The 15,542-nt window shown below is 60.6% G+C and carries 16 protein-coding genes; 8 read left to right on the forward strand and 8 right to left on the reverse strand.

Annotated features, from left to right (window positions below; translation table 11 throughout):
* Window positions 1-87: 87 nt before the first annotated feature.
* The 3 genes from ACUXH0_RS20035 (at window position 88) to ACUXH0_RS20045 (ending at window position 1,568) form a co-directional block, all read left to right on the forward strand.
* Window positions 88-585 carry a hypothetical protein gene (locus ACUXH0_RS20035; RefSeq protein ID WP_024542434.1) on the forward strand — a complete coding sequence of 166 codons (498 nt, stop codon included), beginning with the start codon at window positions 88-90 and terminating at the stop codon, window positions 583-585.
* Window positions 586-710: 125 nt separating this feature from the next.
* A complete protein-coding gene (locus ACUXH0_RS20040; protein WP_024542435.1) occupies window positions 711-920 on the forward strand; it encodes a hypothetical protein in 210 nt (69 codons plus the stop codon).
* A 15-nt stretch (window positions 921-935) separates the two neighbouring features.
* Entirely contained in the window at window positions 936-1,568 is a 633-nt protein-coding gene (locus tag ACUXH0_RS20045; protein ID WP_024542436.1) for a hypothetical protein, read from the forward strand.
* Between the two features lie 135 nt (window positions 1,569-1,703).
* On the opposite strand, the gene ACUXH0_RS20050 is transcribed toward ACUXH0_RS20045, so the two are convergent.
* The 5 genes from ACUXH0_RS20050 to ACUXH0_RS20070 all read right to left on the reverse strand — a co-directional run bounded on the left by ACUXH0_RS20050 (window position 1,704) and on the right by ACUXH0_RS20070 (window position 7,023).
* The gene (locus ACUXH0_RS20050; protein ID WP_027693155.1) at window positions 1,704-2,657 is read right to left on the reverse strand and encodes a replication protein RepA; all 954 of its coding nucleotides are present in this window, start codon (window positions 2,655-2,657) and stop codon (window positions 1,704-1,706) included.
* Between the two features lie 437 nt (window positions 2,658-3,094).
* Window positions 3,095-3,247, reverse strand: a complete 153-nt coding sequence (locus tag ACUXH0_RS20055; protein ID WP_157774050.1) for a hypothetical protein — start codon at window positions 3,245-3,247, stop codon at window positions 3,095-3,097.
* 363 nt (window positions 3,248-3,610) lie between these two features.
* A complete protein-coding gene (locus tag ACUXH0_RS20060) occupies window positions 3,611-4,498 on the reverse strand; it encodes a ParB/RepB/Spo0J family partition protein (RefSeq protein WP_024542438.1) in 888 nt (295 codons plus the stop codon).
* Window positions 4,495-5,325, reverse strand: coding sequence for a ParA family protein (locus ACUXH0_RS20065; RefSeq protein ID WP_024542439.1), 831 nt, complete (start codon window positions 5,323-5,325; stop codon window positions 4,495-4,497). Before ACUXH0_RS20065 ends, ACUXH0_RS20060 begins: the two co-directional genes overlap by 4 nt.
* 507 nt (window positions 5,326-5,832) lie before the next feature.
* Window positions 5,833-7,023: a tyrosine-type recombinase/integrase gene (locus ACUXH0_RS20070; RefSeq protein ID WP_024542440.1), complete on the reverse strand. Its 1,191-nt coding sequence runs from the start codon at window positions 7,021-7,023 to the stop codon at window positions 5,833-5,835.
* 185 nt (window positions 7,024-7,208) lie between these two features.
* Here ACUXH0_RS20070 and ACUXH0_RS20075 point away from each other — a divergent pair, with 185 nt between their 5' ends.
* The 4 genes from ACUXH0_RS20075 (at window position 7,209) to ACUXH0_RS20090 (ending at window position 9,031) form a co-directional block, all read left to right on the forward strand.
* Complete coding sequence (locus ACUXH0_RS20075; RefSeq protein ID WP_024542441.1) at window positions 7,209-8,024, forward strand: hypothetical protein; 816 nt, start codon at window positions 7,209-7,211, stop codon at window positions 8,022-8,024.
* A 146-nt stretch (window positions 8,025-8,170) separates the two neighbouring features.
* Window positions 8,171-8,410 (forward strand): type II toxin-antitoxin system Phd/YefM family antitoxin, encoded by a 240-nt coding sequence (locus tag ACUXH0_RS20080; RefSeq protein ID WP_024542442.1) that lies wholly within the window; start codon window positions 8,171-8,173, stop codon window positions 8,408-8,410.
* A complete protein-coding gene (locus tag ACUXH0_RS20085) occupies window positions 8,407-8,793 on the forward strand; it encodes a type II toxin-antitoxin system VapC family toxin (RefSeq protein ID WP_024542443.1) in 387 nt (128 codons plus the stop codon). The genes ACUXH0_RS20080 and ACUXH0_RS20085 overlap by 4 nt, the downstream gene beginning before the upstream one ends.
* Window positions 8,794-8,812: 19 nt before the next feature.
* Window positions 8,813-9,031: a hypothetical protein gene (locus ACUXH0_RS20090; RefSeq protein ID WP_029738228.1), complete on the forward strand. Its 219-nt coding sequence runs from the start codon at window positions 8,813-8,815 to the stop codon at window positions 9,029-9,031.
* An 11-nt stretch (window positions 9,032-9,042) separates the two neighbouring features.
* Here ACUXH0_RS20090 and ACUXH0_RS20095 read toward each other — a convergent pair whose 3' ends face one another.
* The 3 genes from ACUXH0_RS20095 to ACUXH0_RS20105 all read right to left on the reverse strand — a co-directional run bounded on the left by ACUXH0_RS20095 (window position 9,043) and on the right by ACUXH0_RS20105 (window position 13,654).
* The gene (locus ACUXH0_RS20095; protein WP_157774049.1) at window positions 9,043-9,321 is read right to left on the reverse strand and encodes a hypothetical protein; all 279 of its coding nucleotides are present in this window, start codon (window positions 9,319-9,321) and stop codon (window positions 9,043-9,045) included.
* 556 nt (window positions 9,322-9,877) lie between these two features.
* Complete coding sequence (locus ACUXH0_RS20100) at window positions 9,878-10,639, reverse strand: hypothetical protein (protein ID WP_024542445.1); 762 nt, start codon at window positions 10,637-10,639, stop codon at window positions 9,878-9,880.
* 48 nt (window positions 10,640-10,687) lie between these two features.
* Entirely contained in the window at window positions 10,688-13,654 is a 2,967-nt protein-coding gene (locus ACUXH0_RS20105) for a Tn3 family transposase (protein WP_013521180.1), read from the reverse strand.
* A 167-nt stretch (window positions 13,655-13,821) separates the two neighbouring features.
* Here ACUXH0_RS20105 and ACUXH0_RS20110 point away from each other — a divergent pair, with 167 nt between their 5' ends.
* Window positions 13,822-15,540, forward strand: coding sequence for a Mu transposase C-terminal domain-containing protein (locus ACUXH0_RS20110; RefSeq protein WP_069105849.1), 1,719 nt, complete (start codon window positions 13,822-13,824; stop codon window positions 15,538-15,540).
* Window positions 15,541-15,542: the final 2 nt, after the last annotated feature.

Consider the following 15,542-nt stretch of genomic DNA (forward strand, 5'->3'; position numbering starts at 1 on the left):
TTTTTTTTATTTTCGTGCCAACAACCAATAGGGAAGCGTTTGAAGCTCCCCGTTCTGGGAAGCGGCGTTTTCATCCAAGGAGCAATCATGTCTCTCATCACCATCAACACGAAACAAGTCAGCGGCGCCCTGTTCAACGAGAAAAACGGTCGTGAACTCTTCGTCGCCCGCAACACCAAGTCCCCGGTCATCATGACGGGCTATGTCGGCGCTGGTGAAGTCAAAGGCGAGGACGGCAAGTACAGCCCGACCGAGTACGGCCGCCTGACGATGGAGGCTGCGTTGGCCGGCGAAGGCGACAACAGTCGTCTGGTGCTGTCGATCGGCGGCGGCGCGCTGCGTGGCGTCCTGTTCCGCGCCAAGAAGGATGGCGTGAACTACGACTACCAGGGGATGATCGAGGACGGCAACGGCTTCGAGTACCCGGTCTTCGGTCGCAAGATCGACGGCGAGCGCGGTCAGTTCATCGCCCTTTCCTCGATGGACAAGGCGAAACGCGAAGAAAACGGCAGCGCCAGCAACGCCCCGGCCCGCAAGGAACACGAGGCTGTGCCGGCTGAGCAGGACGAGGGCCTGCCGTTCTGATTCGCCCGTAGCAGCACACTTCACCAAAGCCCTGACCGAGAAATCGGCAGGGCTTTTTCATCGTCTGGCAGTACAACTATTTACGAACACCGGCGCTTTGCCGGATCCAAAACTGGAGAAATGCGATGAGCGGAACGTATGGCTTATTGGCCTGGGAGTATTGCAAGAAGCGGTTATCGTTGCAGGTGCTCAAGTCGAACGCGGGCTTTTACATTGGCACGTTCGATAGCGAGGAAGGTCCATGCTCTCGCGAGTCTGTGGAGTATTTCCGCACGCGCGAACAAGCGCAGATGGCGCTCGATGACAGCACGTGGACGCAGAAGCTTACGCCGTGATTCGACGGCGACCGAATGATCCAGATCCAGCCAGGCCTTGCGCCTGGCTTTTTTCATGCCTCGATCGAGCAACCATTTTCGAACACTCGGCACTGTGCCGACCTGGACTCAAAGGAGAAGGCAATGATTTTGATGGTGCACAACAACGGAGGCTCCCCAAAGTGGTGGGCCAAGGAAGGTAAATTCGGACGAGGCTCCGCCATGTGGGGGCCGATCGAATACATGCACCTCGGCAAGACTGAGGGCGAGACATCGGCGACCTGGCTGGACAAGCAGAAAACGGGCTATGACGTAGTGGTTGACGGCATTCCGGCCTCGACGCTGATGTTGTTGAGTGGTTCCTACAGTTCTGCCAGCAATGAAGCGATCGCGGGGGTGGCTGACGTGCTCATCAGTTGCGAGCGTTCGAGCGGCGGGGTTGCGATGAGCTCGTTGGCACGCGTTGCCAAGCACGTTGCAGAGCAGTGCTTGGACAGCCACCCTCACCTGCGCGCAATGTGGGATGCCAAGATGGATGCGAATGGCGCGCCAGTCGATGCCGTGCTGGTGGAGCCGCCAGTCAGCGTGGCCGAGATGTTGCAGGACCTTGGCAAGCACCTGAGGGAACCGGTAGCCACTGAAGCCGCCCCGTCCCCTTGGGAGTTCTGAAGTAACGGAAATGGCGCCCGCGCGCACCGCAAAAGCCGCAAGGCCGAGCGCCGCGCCGCCTAGAATTGCCTGATTATGAATGCCCCTCCGAGTCTTCTCGGAGGGGCATTTTTCTTTGCGCTGATTTGGGGGCGCTTACCAGTCGGTGACCAGTCGTGGCACGCTTGTTTTCGATGGGCTCAGTTCGAGCCCGGCCTTGGTGGGCCGCACGCCGGCGGGATAAACGGAGAGCACCTGCTGCAGCTGCTTGCTGATCCCTTCCTTGAACTTGCGATCGCGCCCGGCTTCCGATCCGAATTGCAGCTTCAGCGCTTCCCACGGCACGGTCACTGGAGCCTTCAGTGAGAACATGCGGTAGGTCAGCCAGCAGTACAAATCGAGCGCCATCGGCGATTGTCGCAACGCTCGCAGAGCACGCAGATCGATAGGCACCGGCGTGCTGACAACCTCGTCGTAGAAGCGCTCCGAGAGTGTCACTGTCGACTGCCACAGGCCCGCTTGGTCTGGGCGCTGGGGGTCCCACCAGAGCTCGGTGTCATCGGCGATCAAAAACGGCTTATGTGCGAAATCGCTCCCCTGCCCTCCCCCATAGACTATTGCGATGTGGGCTGCAAACAGCCGCTTCATCTGCTCGCGGATACGCGTGATGTTCCCGCGTGGCCCACCGTTCTGCGAGGTGTAGCCGAGGGACTCCAGAAAGTCGGTAAGGCGGTTCCCTAAAACGAGTTGACGGGATTTGGTTCGAAAAGCTTCGGTGGCAATCCAGGCGAGCAGCAAGCGCGGATAAGAACCATATGGAAAGCCAATGCTTTGGGCTTCGTTGTTCTCGTCAAAATACATGCCTGGTTGGATCACCAGACTGACGTTGCCCGCGCGGCGGCCCCAAGCGCGCAGATCTGCTGAAGGTTCCCTGTACGGTAACGTTGCCTGAACCAGCGCGCGGCCCATGAAGCCAATGGTTCCAGCCGCTTTCGCGTCGGCTAGTTCCATTGCTTGTGCCTCCTCGTATAGCCTTGCAGCGATCGTAGGACGAATCACTTGGCCACCGGGGGCAGTCAGGTCTGGTTGTTTGCTCTGTGGCTTTGCCATGCCTATCTCCACGTTTGCGACGGTATAGCACGCACGCAAACCGCAGTCACGCTGATCTGGGGGCGATTGTTTTGACTTTGGCTGTATCTCTTCCATCGTGGTGGACGGCGTGCGTATGGTGGGCAACCGGAGGTTGTCCACAGAAGCGCGTCGCCTTACCAGTAAATCTATGAAGTTAATACCTAATATCAGTAAACTAGATACGGAATTTTCTCTTTAAATTCAATGGTTTGTGAAAATTTTAGCCCTTAGATCAGCGTTAAAGCGCCCCTAGATCAGCGTACGTTCGCCCCTGGATCAGCGCTGCAGTGCCCCCACTTCAGCGTGGCGACGCCCCTGGATCAGCGTGAATAACTGTGGTTTTCCACAGGCCTTATCCACAATCCCGGTAAGAAACAGCGCCCCCACATCAGCGTAGCCCTCGCGGCCGGCCCGCATCACGAGATCGTCGGTGCGTTTTGCCCCCAGATCAGCGTCGGGAGATCGCGCAAGCGCCCCCAGATCAGCGTGACATCCAAAGCAAAGCGCCCCCAGATCAGCGTGGCATCGTCGCTCTCGCCGACGCGGCGGCAATACCGCTCGAGCCGCATTGAATAACCGCGTTGATCGCATCGGCCGGGGCCGAGCGCCCCTAGTTCAGCGTTGATCCAAATACGCCATTTAGTAACTGCGCCCCTAAATCAGCGTGACCGGTCGACAGCAACGCCCCCAGATCAGCGTGAAAATGGTTGTGTGGCGAAGATCGCGCCCCCAGATCAGCGTGAAAACGCCCCTAAATCAGCGCGGCTCAGGAGCCTGCTTTAAAAAGCGCCCCTAAATCAGCGTTGAAAGTGTCCCATTTGGGACACCTTGCAGCGGAAATATTCGAGTGGTGCCCTCAAATCAGCACTGACTCAAGGAGGCGCGCATGTACGCGCCCCGAGATCAGCGTGACAGTGTCCCAGCTGGGACACTTATTCGTCGGCGGCCAGCAATTCAGTCAGAAAGGCGTGCAGACGCTTTGCCTTGCTCTCGGGCAGCGCTACCTGCGAGACCTTGATGACGAATTCTTTGGGCGTCGCGACGATCGAACCGACGCGCGCTCCTTCGTGTATCAAGTAGGTTGTCGGCTCGGCTTCCGTTCTGCTCCGCCGCTCCGCGATACTCTGCTGGAGGAATGCGACCACCTTGCCCTGCTCGAGTTTGCCGGCCTCAACGAGATCCAATGCTTCTAAAAGTCTCGGGGCAAGTTTGGGCACTGCCTTGATGGCCTGCGAAATCTCGGAGGCTGCGCTTCTGCCGATCAGCCCGGGATTGACTCGTAGCCGGTCGATCACGGGTTCAGGCAAGTCGCGGAACGCAAGGTATCGGTAGAGCTCCGAGCGCGAGATATTGATGGCCTTGGCGAGATGGGCCCGTTTCGGGAATTCCACCTCCAAGCGACGCAGACCTTCTGCTACCTCGAAATCAGTCAGCGCCTCGCGATCAATGTTTTCTGACAACGACATGGCCGCGGCTGTAGCATCGTCTACATCGACGATGATCGCCTCAATGGTCGGCTTGTTTAGCAGACGATGCGCGCGCAGACGCCGCTCGCCAGCGATGAGCTCATACGCTTCACCCAACGGGCGCACGATAATCGGTTGCGTCAGACCTATGGCCGCGATCGATTCCGCCAATTCACGAATGCTGGCTTCCGTGAACTTCATGCGCGGCTGGTAGCGGCCTGGCTGGATGCGTTGAAGCGGGATTTTGGTGTGCTGGCGGCCTGCGTCAAAATCCACGGCGTAGTCCGCATCGCGATGCTGCTTGATGTTTGCGGCAGCCTGCCGCGCCAGCATTTCCTTGATGCTCTTGCTCACGCTTCAGCCCCTTCGATCGGTGTCTCATCTCCGACCTTGAGCTTGAGAGATTGGGCCAGCGCTTGCGCGAGCGCGCGGAACTGGCGCGCTGGTTTGGACCCCCGATCGATGCCGTGCGCGCTGGTCTTCATCACGACAGCCTGTCGAACCGCCGTGCCCTGAGAAATCTTTTCTGGCAACAGCGCACCAAAGGTTTGTTCGGCTTGGCCTGCGAGCAGCTTGCAGATGGTCTGGCGGTCGTCGTATTTAATGAGCAAAGCGCCTAGCATTTCGAGATTCGGGTTGATCCTGCGGATCTGTGCAACCTTTTTGAGCAGATCCTCTGCGCCGTACAGGCCATACTGATCGCCGGCCTCGATGGGCACGATAACGTGCGTAGCCGCGGCGAGCGCGTTGCTCGCCAGCAGCTTCAGGCTCGGCGGGCAGTCGATGAGGATGACATCGAAGACCGAGTCCGCTGGCAACAGCTTGCTGCGCAATTCTTCGTTTGGCCGCGGCGACAAGTCTTTAAGTTCGTCTTCGGCCTTGCCGAGTGCCAGACTGCCCGAAATCAGGCAGACACCATCGATGGTGGTGTCGTCTTGGACCGAGGGCGCAAGCAGGCTGTGGTCGCCGGTCAGCAAATCAGCTGCGGAGACTTCGACGTTGGAGGGGTGGACCTTGCCGATATGGAGTGTGGCGTTTGCCTGAGGGTCCAGATCGACAACCAGGACGCGATTGCCTTGCCTGGCGAACTCCGCGGCCAGGTTGACTGTCGTGGTCGTCTTCCCGCAACCGCCTTTGTGGTTGACGATCGCAATCACTTTGGCATTCTTGAATTCACTCATGGATCGTGTACGTTGTTGATGATTTCCGTGCACGATAGACGTAACTATCAGGCAAGGCAAGGATTGACTGTGAAAGTGTCCCATTTGGGACACTTTTCGATGGTATGGGCTGCTGTAAAGGGAAGGTGCGGCAAGTTAGGAGGGCTGTTCGGCGCTTTGCAGCCAAGGCGAACTATTTGCGGTGTTCGTTATTGCAGTATCTTGTGCGCGGACATTCCGGAGTCGCCGCTGAAGTGTCCCAGTTGGGACAGTTTTGAGGTGCGGGGTAGGGGAGTGGCATCACCCTACAGTAGGCGCGCGAAACAGAGGTAGGTTGTCCCAGCCCTGTCTTCGGTTGACTGTCCCAACTGGGACACTTTGCAAGCGAAGGACGACATTCGCGAGCATTCGAGCCCGATCCGATAACAATTCTCGTCGGGAAAAGGGCGGATTAAAAACTGTCCCAGTTGGGACACGGTGCTAATGCCCGGCAACAGCCACGTCAGACCGAGCCAGCAGGGTAGGGGGCTACTTTCGTAAGATGTTGTCGAGCATCAGCCCATCGCTGACATCGTGCGCCAGATCATCCATCTCCTCGTGCGTGTATCTGCGCGTCGTATTGATGTCCTGATGCCGCAGCACGCGCTGGACATTCGTTACTGATTTTCCAGAGCGCAGCAGGTGTGTGGCTGCACTGTGGCGCAGCCAGTGGGTTGAAGCGTGCTCCAATCCGTCGGCGCTGAGCTCGTCGCCTAGGTCCCTGAGGAGGTCGGCCGCCTGCTTGAAAGCGTCCTTGACGATCGCGTAGATGCCGTGGCGCGTTGTCACCCCTCGCTGCAGCAGAAGTTGCAGATCGAGGCTGCCATGCGGCTTCACACGCTTGCGCTTGCCGCCGGCGATGCAGGGGATGACCGCTATCGTGTCGTTGGCCTTCGGCTCCGGGCCCAGGCCGATCGTGCGGCGAAACGCCGAGATTTCCTCCATGGCCGCGTCGCACGGCACTACCTGGTTGTCGCCGCTCTTGGCGTGCCGAACAACGATGACCCAGTAGGGGCCATGTTTGCCATCCCGGCGCTGGAAGTCGGACCACCTGAGTTCGGCCATCTCCGACGCGCGCAAGCCAGTTTGGAAGGCGAGGGCGATCACCATGCGATCACGGTCCTGCTTGAGTCGATCCCAGAACATCTCGGCAGGCCTGGCCGCAATGGCGTCGAAAACGGCCTTCAGCTGCGTGATGTTCAAGTAACGCTGCTGCGTGCCCGGGCCGCGGTTTTCGCGTGAACGGGGAGGGCGGGGGAGAGGGTTGACCCGGATCGCTTGCTGATCGACCAGCCAGTTGAAGAAGCTCCTGGCGATGATCGCGCTTTGCTTGACTGACGCGGCTGAGGGCGGCTTACGGAACGGCCGCCAGGCACCGGAATTCTTCGTGCGCGAGTCGCCGATGGCGTGCTCCGGCGGTGACGCGAGAAATGTGAGATAGGCGTTGGCAGTTGGCTTATCCCACGCCTGAAATCGACGCTCGACCGCGTTCGCGAACCAAAGCAGACGCCGACCTTCCAGGCTGTATTGGCTCAGCGTGTTCTGGCTGATTCCCATCCCAGCGTTGAACAGATCCTTGAGCCATTCGCCAAGCAACTGCTCGTCAGTGCTGACGTCCTGCAGCACCGGGCTGATCAGCGCATTGCTTGGCGTGCGTGGAACTGGCGTCAGATTGTTCATGTGTGCTCCATAAGGCATTTTTTGCCCCATGACGATCTATGGAACGGGATACTAAGCTTATTTTACCATTAGTGGAATAATGGTAAAGCGTAGTCCTAATGCGTAGTGTAAAAAGTATTCTAATAAGTAGCCGATGAGTGCTACGATAGGTGAAATTTCCAGCAACAGCTGTCAGCTGAGCCACGATGCCCCGCACACCGACTTCGTTTCCCGACGCCCAGTTGCAGGCCATCCTGCTGTCCTTACAACAACTGGACGTGCGGTATCCCTATCCGGATAACCGCAATTTCTTGCGGCATGCGCTCGATCAGATCGAACGCATTGCTGGCCGGAGCTACGGCGAGAAGGTATTTCGAAGGCTGATGGCCACGGCCGGCATCACGAATCGCCGTCCGAGCGCGCAGACATTCCTGGCGGTGCAAGCCGAGCGCCGGGCCGCGAAAGACGGGACGCAGGCGATCACGCCCGAAGTTCGCGACGACTGGCTGCGCGGCTACGTGCACAAGGAGATCCAGGTCGCCGTGCGTGAGATCGTGCCGCCCGCCCAGGCAGCAGCTGTCCCCGAGACGAAAGCGCCGTCGAGTGGTGACGCGAACAGCGCCTGGTTGTCTCAGCACTGCGAGCGGCTGGAAGACGAAAACCATGCGTTGCGCGGCCAGCTGCAGCAGGCGCTTGAGCGAGCATCGGCAGCTGAAGCTGAAGCGAACTCGTTGCGGAATCAGTTGGCCGAGGCCAAAGCAGAGGCGAGTGCTCGTGAAAGCGAGCTTACTGGCAGCGTCGGTGGCCTGCCGAGCGCGTTAAGTGCGCTTGCAGACAGACTCGAGGGCGCAGAGCGTAGGCGCATGGTCGAGACCGACAGTATCCGTCAGGCCTTTATTGAAGAACGCAACATGCTCAGGATCCGTATCGAGTCGCTTGAGCGCGACTTGGCAACAGCCAGGACCGCCGTGGATGCCTATCGGCGCGGCGCCGGTGGCGTGCCGACACCACCGAAGCGGTAGCTCTTGCCCATCAGTTCTGCCCGTCATTGAAGCCCCATGCGCGCACAGAGAGTGTCCCAATTGGGACACTTTGTTCTGCTGATTGCCATACCATGATTTCCTAGAACGGACTAAACTAACTGAACTTAGTTTAATCGGAGTCGGTCATGGAAATCGTCAACATCCACGACGCGAAGACGCACCTGTCGCGTCTGGTCGACAAGGCAGCCCGAGGCCAATCCTTCGTGATCGCCAAGGCTGGCAAGCCGCTGGCCAAGGTGACCGCTCTCGATGCGCCCGCTCAGCCGCGCCGTGTTGGCTTCCTGGTCGGCGAGATCGCAGTGCCGGCGGACTTCGATCGCATGGGTGCCGATGCCATTGAACAGATGTTCGGGGGCGACGCGTGAAGTTGTTGCTCGATACTCATCTGCTGCTGTGGGCCGCTGGCCAGCCTGACAAGCTGTCGCGCGACACGCTCGCTCTCATCCAGGACCCGACGCACGAGCTGGTGTTCAGCGCTGCCAGCCTGTGGGAGGTGGCTATCAAGCGAGGACTGGGCCGGCAGGACTTTCGCGTTGATCCCAGGCTGCTACGCCGAGGGCTCTTAGACAATGGCTATCTGGAATTACCCATCACCAGTGAGCACACGGTCATGGTCGATAGCCTGCCGCCTTTGCACAAGGATCCATTCGACCGCATCCTGGTGGCGCAGTCGCTGGTGGAAGGCATCCTTCTAGTTACGGCCGACCCGATCGTAGCGCAGTACAGCGGCTCGATCCGCAAGGTTTGACAAGGTGATGGGATCGCGCATGAAACCACTTACCAAATGGCTTGCTTGCGACACCTGCGGGGTGCTGCGCCATCACACGCCGGACGCCCCGGCGATGACGCCGTTTGGCGCCGACCAACCGACCGAGAACTGGATCTGCTCCACCTGTCGTGCTGTCCATCCGCTCACGAAGCCAGGCACCGATCAGGCTGTGCGAGAACACCTGGAGCAGCGCGGCCAGTTACGCCTGTTTGTCTGAATTGCGCGTGGTCACTTCACCATCCCGGCTGGGTGCGGGCAATCGGTGCGGCCGGTGTTGCGCCCAAAGATACCTTGCGATGATTTTTCGCACTGGATCGAGATCGCCGCATCCTGCCCACGCATTTCCATCAACCGCTCTCTGCGTGCAGCGACCTGCCGCTCCGCGCATTGAGAAAACTCTGGTGTGCCACGGGTGTACCCCATTGCTTCGCAGTCACTAGCTGCCCGCTGGGCCGCACAACCAGCGAGAGCAACCATGGACGCGGAAATGATCAGCAGATATTTCATCTCTCCCCCTTTCGATTGGTGAGGCATTTTTGTCTTTACGACCGGCACGCCGGCCGGTAAGCGGCTCATCTTCTGCCGGCACCGCCCGCGTATTTCCTCAGTGCATTGTCTTCTACTGCTTAATCCACGCCTGGGTGTGACAGAGATCCGTCGTAACAACCCCATAGTACGAGGGAGCGTGGTGCGATTCGTACACAGACTTGATGACTTCCTTCGCCCGGACGGGGTCGAACCCGTTGAAGCTGGTCTCGTTCTTCTCTCCGTCAAGCGCTCCGCTGAGAGAGTGTTGCCACATCATCCCCTCTGCAGCCTCTTTGGCTAGCCCGCCGTTTCGCATTTGGGCTACCTGCACTGCATACAATCCCCAATCAGTGCAAGACGCGTGCGATGACAGCGGTATCGCTGCGATGAGCAAGGCAAAAGCTATTGTTCGTTTCATTGCGGTCTCTGTCTGGTAGCTGGTTTTCACCGGCCATTGATGGCCAGCACAGCGCGGTGCGATGAGCGAGCAGCAACAAGACGGCGGCCAGTTCGCATCGGCTCATATGACTCCCGATCACGCGCCAATGAAGCGCTCCCGAAACGCTCGTCGGCCCTGGTCGTAAGGCACGGGGTTGGTGGCGTGCGGGACTGGCGCGTTTCTGTCACCGATAAGATAGTTGATTCGGTATGTGCAGTTACCGGACGGGTGCAGCATCCCGCCGATGACCCGTTCTGGACTCAGGACGCGCTCGTGGATCAGGCGATCGAGCACCTTCTGGACCTGTGGCCCGAGACCGACAAATACGGCTTCCTTGAGCTCCTCGACCTCCGCCGCAAAGTATTCGAGCAGGTATTTCCGCAGCAGCGGATGCTTGGTCATATCTGGAGTGCCACGGTAATCACCGTCCTTGACGAACACCGGATAGCGTAGGAGAGAGGTAGTCTGCACCAAGTGCTGTGACCTGGAGAATAGGTCGGCCGAATCGCTCAGGCCGAGCCACTTTTGGAAGCCCCAATGGTTGAGTTGATTGATCAGGTTACTCCGCAGCGGCTCGCCACTGAAAGCGCCGACGCTCTTTCCGGCCTGCATCGCCTCGATGCTGGACTTGCCCGCCTGAAGAGCGCGCCGCGCCTCGTTGTTGGCATTGACCATCTGGGTGGGGCCCGGTGTGATCCCGACCAGCACGAGCCGTGCACTCGGGTTGATGTATTCGAAGGGCGCATAGTAGATCTTCACGTCGCCGCTTGCATCCATCAATAGGCGTGGGTCACGCACCACTGGAGGTGTCGACGCACAGAGCACCGGTGCGTACTTTTCGATCAGATCCGTTTTCATTGTCAGTCTTCGTAAGGGGTCGTCTCAGAAAACGGAAAATAAAGCACGCTAAGCCGGTTGCAGCGGCCGTAGCGGCCTGAACTTGCCCGCGCCGATCTTGGCGCTGCTGCGCCAGAGGTAATCGCCGGTCAGGTTGATGTGCTCCCAGCCGAGCGGCGACAGGTACTGCAACAGGCCGTCATCGACGGCTTGACCGTGGCCACGCAAGGCGTTCGCGGCCCGTTCCAGATAAACCGTGTTCCACAGCACGATGGCTGCCGTCACCAGGTTGAGGCCGCTGGCCCGGTAGCGTTGCTGCTCGAAACTGCGGTCGCGGATTTCGCCCAGGCGGTTGAAGAACACGGCACGGGCCAGCGCGTTGCGGGCCTCGCCCTTGTTCAGTCCGGCATGCACACGGCGGCGCAGCTCGACGCTTTGCAACCAGTCTAGGATGAACAGCGTGCGCTCGATGCGGCCCAACTCGCGCAGGGCGACGGCCAGACCATTCTGGCGCGGATAGCTGCCGAGCTTGCGCAGCATCAGCGAGGCCGTCACCGTGCCTTGTTTGATCGACGTGGCCAGCCGCAGGATTTCATCCCAATGGGCGCGGACGTGCTTGATGTTGAGCGTGCCGCCGATCATCGGTTTCAATGTCTCGTAGGCGGCATCGCCCTTTGGAATGTAGAGCTTGGTGTCGCCCAGGTCACGGATGCGCGGCGCGAAGCGGAAGCCCAGCAGGTGCATCAGCGCGAAGACGTGATCGGTGAAGCCCGCCGTGTCGGTGTAGTGCTCCTCGATGCGCAGGTCGGATTCGTGGTACAGCAGGCCGTCGAGCACGTAGGTCGAGTCGCGCACGCCGACATTCACCACCTTGGTGTGGAACGGCGCGTACTGGTCGGAGATGTGGGTGTAGAACGTCCGCCCTGGGCTGCTGCCGTATTTTGGGTTGATGTGGCCGGTACTCTCGGCCTTGCTGCCGGTGCGGAAGTTCTGGCCGTCCGATGACGACGTGGTGCCGTCGCCCCAGTGCTCGGCGAAGGGATGCCGGAACTGCGCGTTGACCAGCTCGGCCAGCGCCGCCCCGTAGGTTTCGTCGCGGATGTGCCAGGCTTGCAGCCAGGCCAGCTTGGCGTAGGTTGTGCCGGGGCAGGACTCTGCCATCTTGGTCAGGCCCAGGTTGATCGCGTCGGCGAGGATCGTGGTCAGCAGCAGGTTCTTGTCCTTGGCCAGGTCGCCCGATTTCAGATGCGCGAAGTGCCGGGTGAAGCCCGTCCATTCGTCCACCTCCAGCAGCAATTCGGTGATCTTGACGTGCGGCAGGGCCATTGCGGTCTGGTCGATCAGGGCCTGCGCGGTGTCGGGCACCGCCGCGTCGAGTGGCGTGATCTTCAGTCCCGATTCGGTGATGATGGCATCCGGCAACTCGTTGGCCAGCGCCATGCGGTTTACGGTGGTGAGCTGCGTTTCCAGCAGCGTCAGCCGTTCATGCAGGTACTGGTCGCAATCGGTGGCCACAGCCAGCGGCAATTCGCTGGCCTGCTTGAGGCTGGCAAATTTCGCTGGCGGCACCAGGTAGTCCTCGAAATCCTTGAACTGGCGGGAGCCTTGCACCCAGATGTCGCCGGAGCGCAGTGCGTTCTTCATCTCCGACAGCGCGCACAGTTCGTAGTAACGCCGGTCGATTCCGGCGTCGGTCATCACCAGCTTTTGCCAGCGCGGCTTGATGAAATCGGTTGGCGCATCGGCGGGCACCTTGCGGGCGTTGTCGCTGTTCATGTTGCGCAGCACTTCGATAGCGTCGAGCACGTCCTTGGCGGCGGGCGCGGCCCGCAGCTTGAGCACGGCGAGGAATTCCGGCGCGTAGCGGCGCAGCGTGGCATAGCTCTCGCCGATGCGGTGCAGGAAATCGAAGTCCTCGGGCTGCGCGAGTTTCTGCGCCTCGGTGACGCTCTCGGCGAAGGCATCCCAGGACATGACGGCTTCGATGGCGGCGAACGGATCGCGGCCGGCTTGCTTGGCCTCGATCAGCGCCTGGCCGATGCGTCCGAATAGCCGCACCTTGGCATTGATCGCCTTGCCGGATGCCTGGAACTGCTGCTGATGTTTGTTCTTGGCGGCGTTGAACAGTTTGCCCAGAATGCGGTCGTGCAGGTCGATGATTTCGTCAGTGACGGTCGCCATGCCTTCGATGGTGAGCGCAACCAGAGTCGCGTAGCGGCGCTGCGGCTCGAACTTGGCCAGGTCGGCTGGCGTCATCTGGCCACCCTCGCGGGCGATCTTGAGCAGCCGGTTCTGGTGCACCGACCGCTCGATGCCGGAGGGCAGGTCGAGCGCCTGCCACGCCTTGAGGCGTTCGATGTGTTCCAGCATGTGCCGCGAGTTCGGTTTGACCGGGGATTGCCGCAGCCAGGCCAGCCAGGTCGTCTTGCCGTTGTCGCGGCGCTTGAGCAGATCGTCGAGGCGACGGCGATGCATGTCCGATAGCGGTTCGGCCAAGGCGTCGTAGATGCGCCGGTTGGCGCGGGTGATCGCCTCGGCGCTCGCCCGCTCGACGGCGTTGAGAGCAGGCAGAATGACCGACTGCCGCCGCAGGTGCTCGATGAAGGCGCTTGCCAGCACAATGCCCTTGTCGGTTTGCATGGCCAGCTCGGTCAGCGTGTGGACGGCCTGCCGGTAGTGGCTCATGGTGAAGGGCCGGAAACCGAAGACGGTTTGCAGCTCGATCAGGTGCTCACGCCGGGTCTGCTCCCGCTGTCCGTACTTGCCCCAGCTTTCGATGCTGACCTTGAGCTGGTCGGCGACCAGTTTCAGCAAGGGCGGGAACGGCGGTTCATCAACGCCCAGTATGACGCCCGGAAAGCGTAGGTAGCAAAGCTGCACCGCGAAGCCCAGCCGATTGGCCGGGCCGCGCCGCTGCCGGATGATGGAGAGGTCGCTTTCGCTGAACGTGTAGTGACGGATCAACTCATCCTTGGTGTCCGGCAACGCCAGCAGGCTTTCGCGCTCGGCGGCGGAGAGGATCGAACGGCGGGGCATGCGGTTTCCTTCTTCTTGAAAACGTAGGTTTGTGACAAGCCCGCCAAGGCAACCGGCGCGGCTGTCATTTTCAGAAGACGACTGCACCATTCAGCGCGGTTTGAAGCCTCTTGTGCATACGGCTCCTGACAGCCAGATATCAGGACTCCTCTGCACGAAACTCGTCTATGCTCAATACTCGTGTGCACCAAAGCGAGATGAGCATGGCGACCGATACCGCACCGATTACCGAGCACGGCGTGGCCACCCTGCCAGAACAGGCATGGGAGCGTGCGCGTCGTCGCGCGGAGATCATTGGGCCGTTGGCGCAGTCGGAGACGGTTGGGCATGAAGCGGCCGACGCGGCAGCCCAGGCATTGGGGCTGTCCCGGCGGCAGGTCTACGTCCTGATCCGCCGTGCCCGGCTAGGATCGGGGCTGGTCACTGACTTGGCTCTTGGGCAGTCGAGCGGTGGCAAAGGTAAAGGCCGCTTGCCGGAGTCGGTCGAACGAATCATCCGCGAGTTACTGCAAAAGCGCTTCCTGACCAAGCAGAAGCGTAGCTTGGCGGCGTTCCACCGCGAAGTTGTGCGGGCGTGCAAGCTGCAAAAGCTGCGGGTGCCGGCGCGCAACACGGTGGCTCTGCGGATCGCCGGCCTCGATCCGCGCGAGGTCACTCACCGCCGGGAAGGACAAGATGCCGCCCGCGACCTGCAAGGTGTTGGTGGTGTTCCGCCACCCGTCTCCGCGCCGCTGGAGCAGGTGCAGATCGACCACACAGTCATCGACCTGATCGTGGTGGACGAGCGCGACCGGCAACCGATTGGCCGTCCATACCTGACCCTCGCCATCGACGTATTCACCCGCTGCGTGGTTGGCATGGTCGTTACGCTGGAAGCCCCGTCCGCCGTCTCGGTCGGCTTGTGCTTGGTGCATGCCGCCTGCGACAAGCGCCCTTGGTTGGAAGGGTTGAACGTAGAGATGGATTGGCCGATGAGCGGCAAGCCCAGACTGCTCTACTTGGACAACGCGGCCGAGTTCAAGAGCGAAGCGCTACGCCGAGGCTGCGAGCAGCATGGCATCCGGCTTGACTATCGCCCGCTCGGGCAGCCGCACTACGGCGGCATCGTGGAACGGATCATCGGCACGGCGATGCAGATGATCCACGACGAATTGCCAGGGACGACCTTCTCCAACCCTGACCAGCGCGGCGACTACGATTCCGAAAACAAGGCCGCCCTGACGCTGCGTGAGCTGGAGCGCTGGCTCACATTGGCGGTCGGCACCTACCACGGCTCCGTGCACAACGGCCTGCTCCAGCCGCCGGCAGCGCGCTGGGCCGAAGCTATCGCGCGGACCGGCGTGCCAACCGTCATCACTCGCACCACGGCTTTTCTGGTCGATTTTCTGCCCATCATCCGCCGCACGCTGACCCGCACCGGCTTCGTCATCGACCACATCCATTACTACGCCGATGCGCTCAAGCCGTGGATAGCTCGGCGCGACCGCTTGCCTGCGTTCCTGATCCGGCGCGACCCGCGCGACATCAGCCGCATTTGGGTGCTGGAGCCGGAGGGGCAGCACTATCTGGAAATTCCATACCGCACCTTGTCGCACCCGGCTGTCACCCTCTGGGAACAACGACAGGCGCTGGCGAAATTGCGGCAGCAAGGGCGCGAACAGGTGGATGAGTCGGCGCTGTTTCGCATGATCGGCCAGATGCGCGAAATCGTGTCCACCGCGCAGAAAGCTACGCGCAAGGCGCGGCGCGACGCGGATCGACGCCAGCATCTCAAGGCAACGGCACCGCCTGTCAAAACCACGCCACCACCAGATGCGGACATGGCTGACCCACAGGCCGACAACCAGCCGCCGGCCAAACCGTTCGACCAGATTGAGGAGTGGTAGCC

The sequence above is a fragment of the Ralstonia sp. 110700041-2 genome, assembly GCF_056280165.1.

Coding starts and splice junctions, on each gene's coding strand:
- ACUXH0_RS20035 (WP_024542434.1), top strand. CDS start 88: ATGTCTCTCATCACCATCAACACGAAACAAGTCAGCGGCGCCCTGTTC.
- ACUXH0_RS20040 (WP_024542435.1), top strand. CDS start 711: ATGAGCGGAACGTATGGCTTATTGGCCTGGGAGTATTGCAAGAAGCGG.
- ACUXH0_RS20045 (WP_024542436.1), top strand. CDS start 936: ATGATCCAGATCCAGCCAGGCCTTGCGCCTGGCTTTTTTCATGCCTCG.
- ACUXH0_RS20050 (WP_027693155.1), bottom strand. CDS start 2,657: ATGGCAAAGCCACAGAGCAAACAACCAGACCTGACTGCCCCCGGTGGC.
- ACUXH0_RS20055 (WP_157774050.1), bottom strand. CDS start 3,247: ATGCGGCTCGAGCGGTATTGCCGCCGCGTCGGCGAGAGCGACGATGCC.
- ACUXH0_RS20065 (WP_024542439.1), bottom strand. CDS start 5,325: ATGAGTGAATTCAAGAATGCCAAAGTGATTGCGATCGTCAACCACAAA.
- ACUXH0_RS20070 (WP_024542440.1), bottom strand. CDS start 7,023: ATGAACAATCTGACGCCAGTTCCACGCACGCCAAGCAATGCGCTGATC.
- ACUXH0_RS20075 (WP_024542441.1), top strand. CDS start 7,209: ATGCCCCGCACACCGACTTCGTTTCCCGACGCCCAGTTGCAGGCCATC.
- ACUXH0_RS20080 (WP_024542442.1), top strand. CDS start 8,171: ATGGAAATCGTCAACATCCACGACGCGAAGACGCACCTGTCGCGTCTG.
- ACUXH0_RS20090 (WP_029738228.1), top strand. CDS start 8,813: ATGAAACCACTTACCAAATGGCTTGCTTGCGACACCTGCGGGGTGCTG.
- ACUXH0_RS20095 (WP_157774049.1), bottom strand. CDS start 9,321: ATGAAATATCTGCTGATCATTTCCGCGTCCATGGTTGCTCTCGCTGGT.
- ACUXH0_RS20100 (WP_024542445.1), bottom strand. CDS start 10,639: ATGAAAACGGATCTGATCGAAAAGTACGCACCGGTGCTCTGTGCGTCG.
- ACUXH0_RS20105 (WP_013521180.1), bottom strand. CDS start 13,654: ATGCCCCGCCGTTCGATCCTCTCCGCCGCCGAGCGCGAAAGCCTGCTG.
- ACUXH0_RS20110 (WP_069105849.1), top strand. CDS start 13,822: ATGCTCAATACTCGTGTGCACCAAAGCGAGATGAGCATGGCGACCGAT.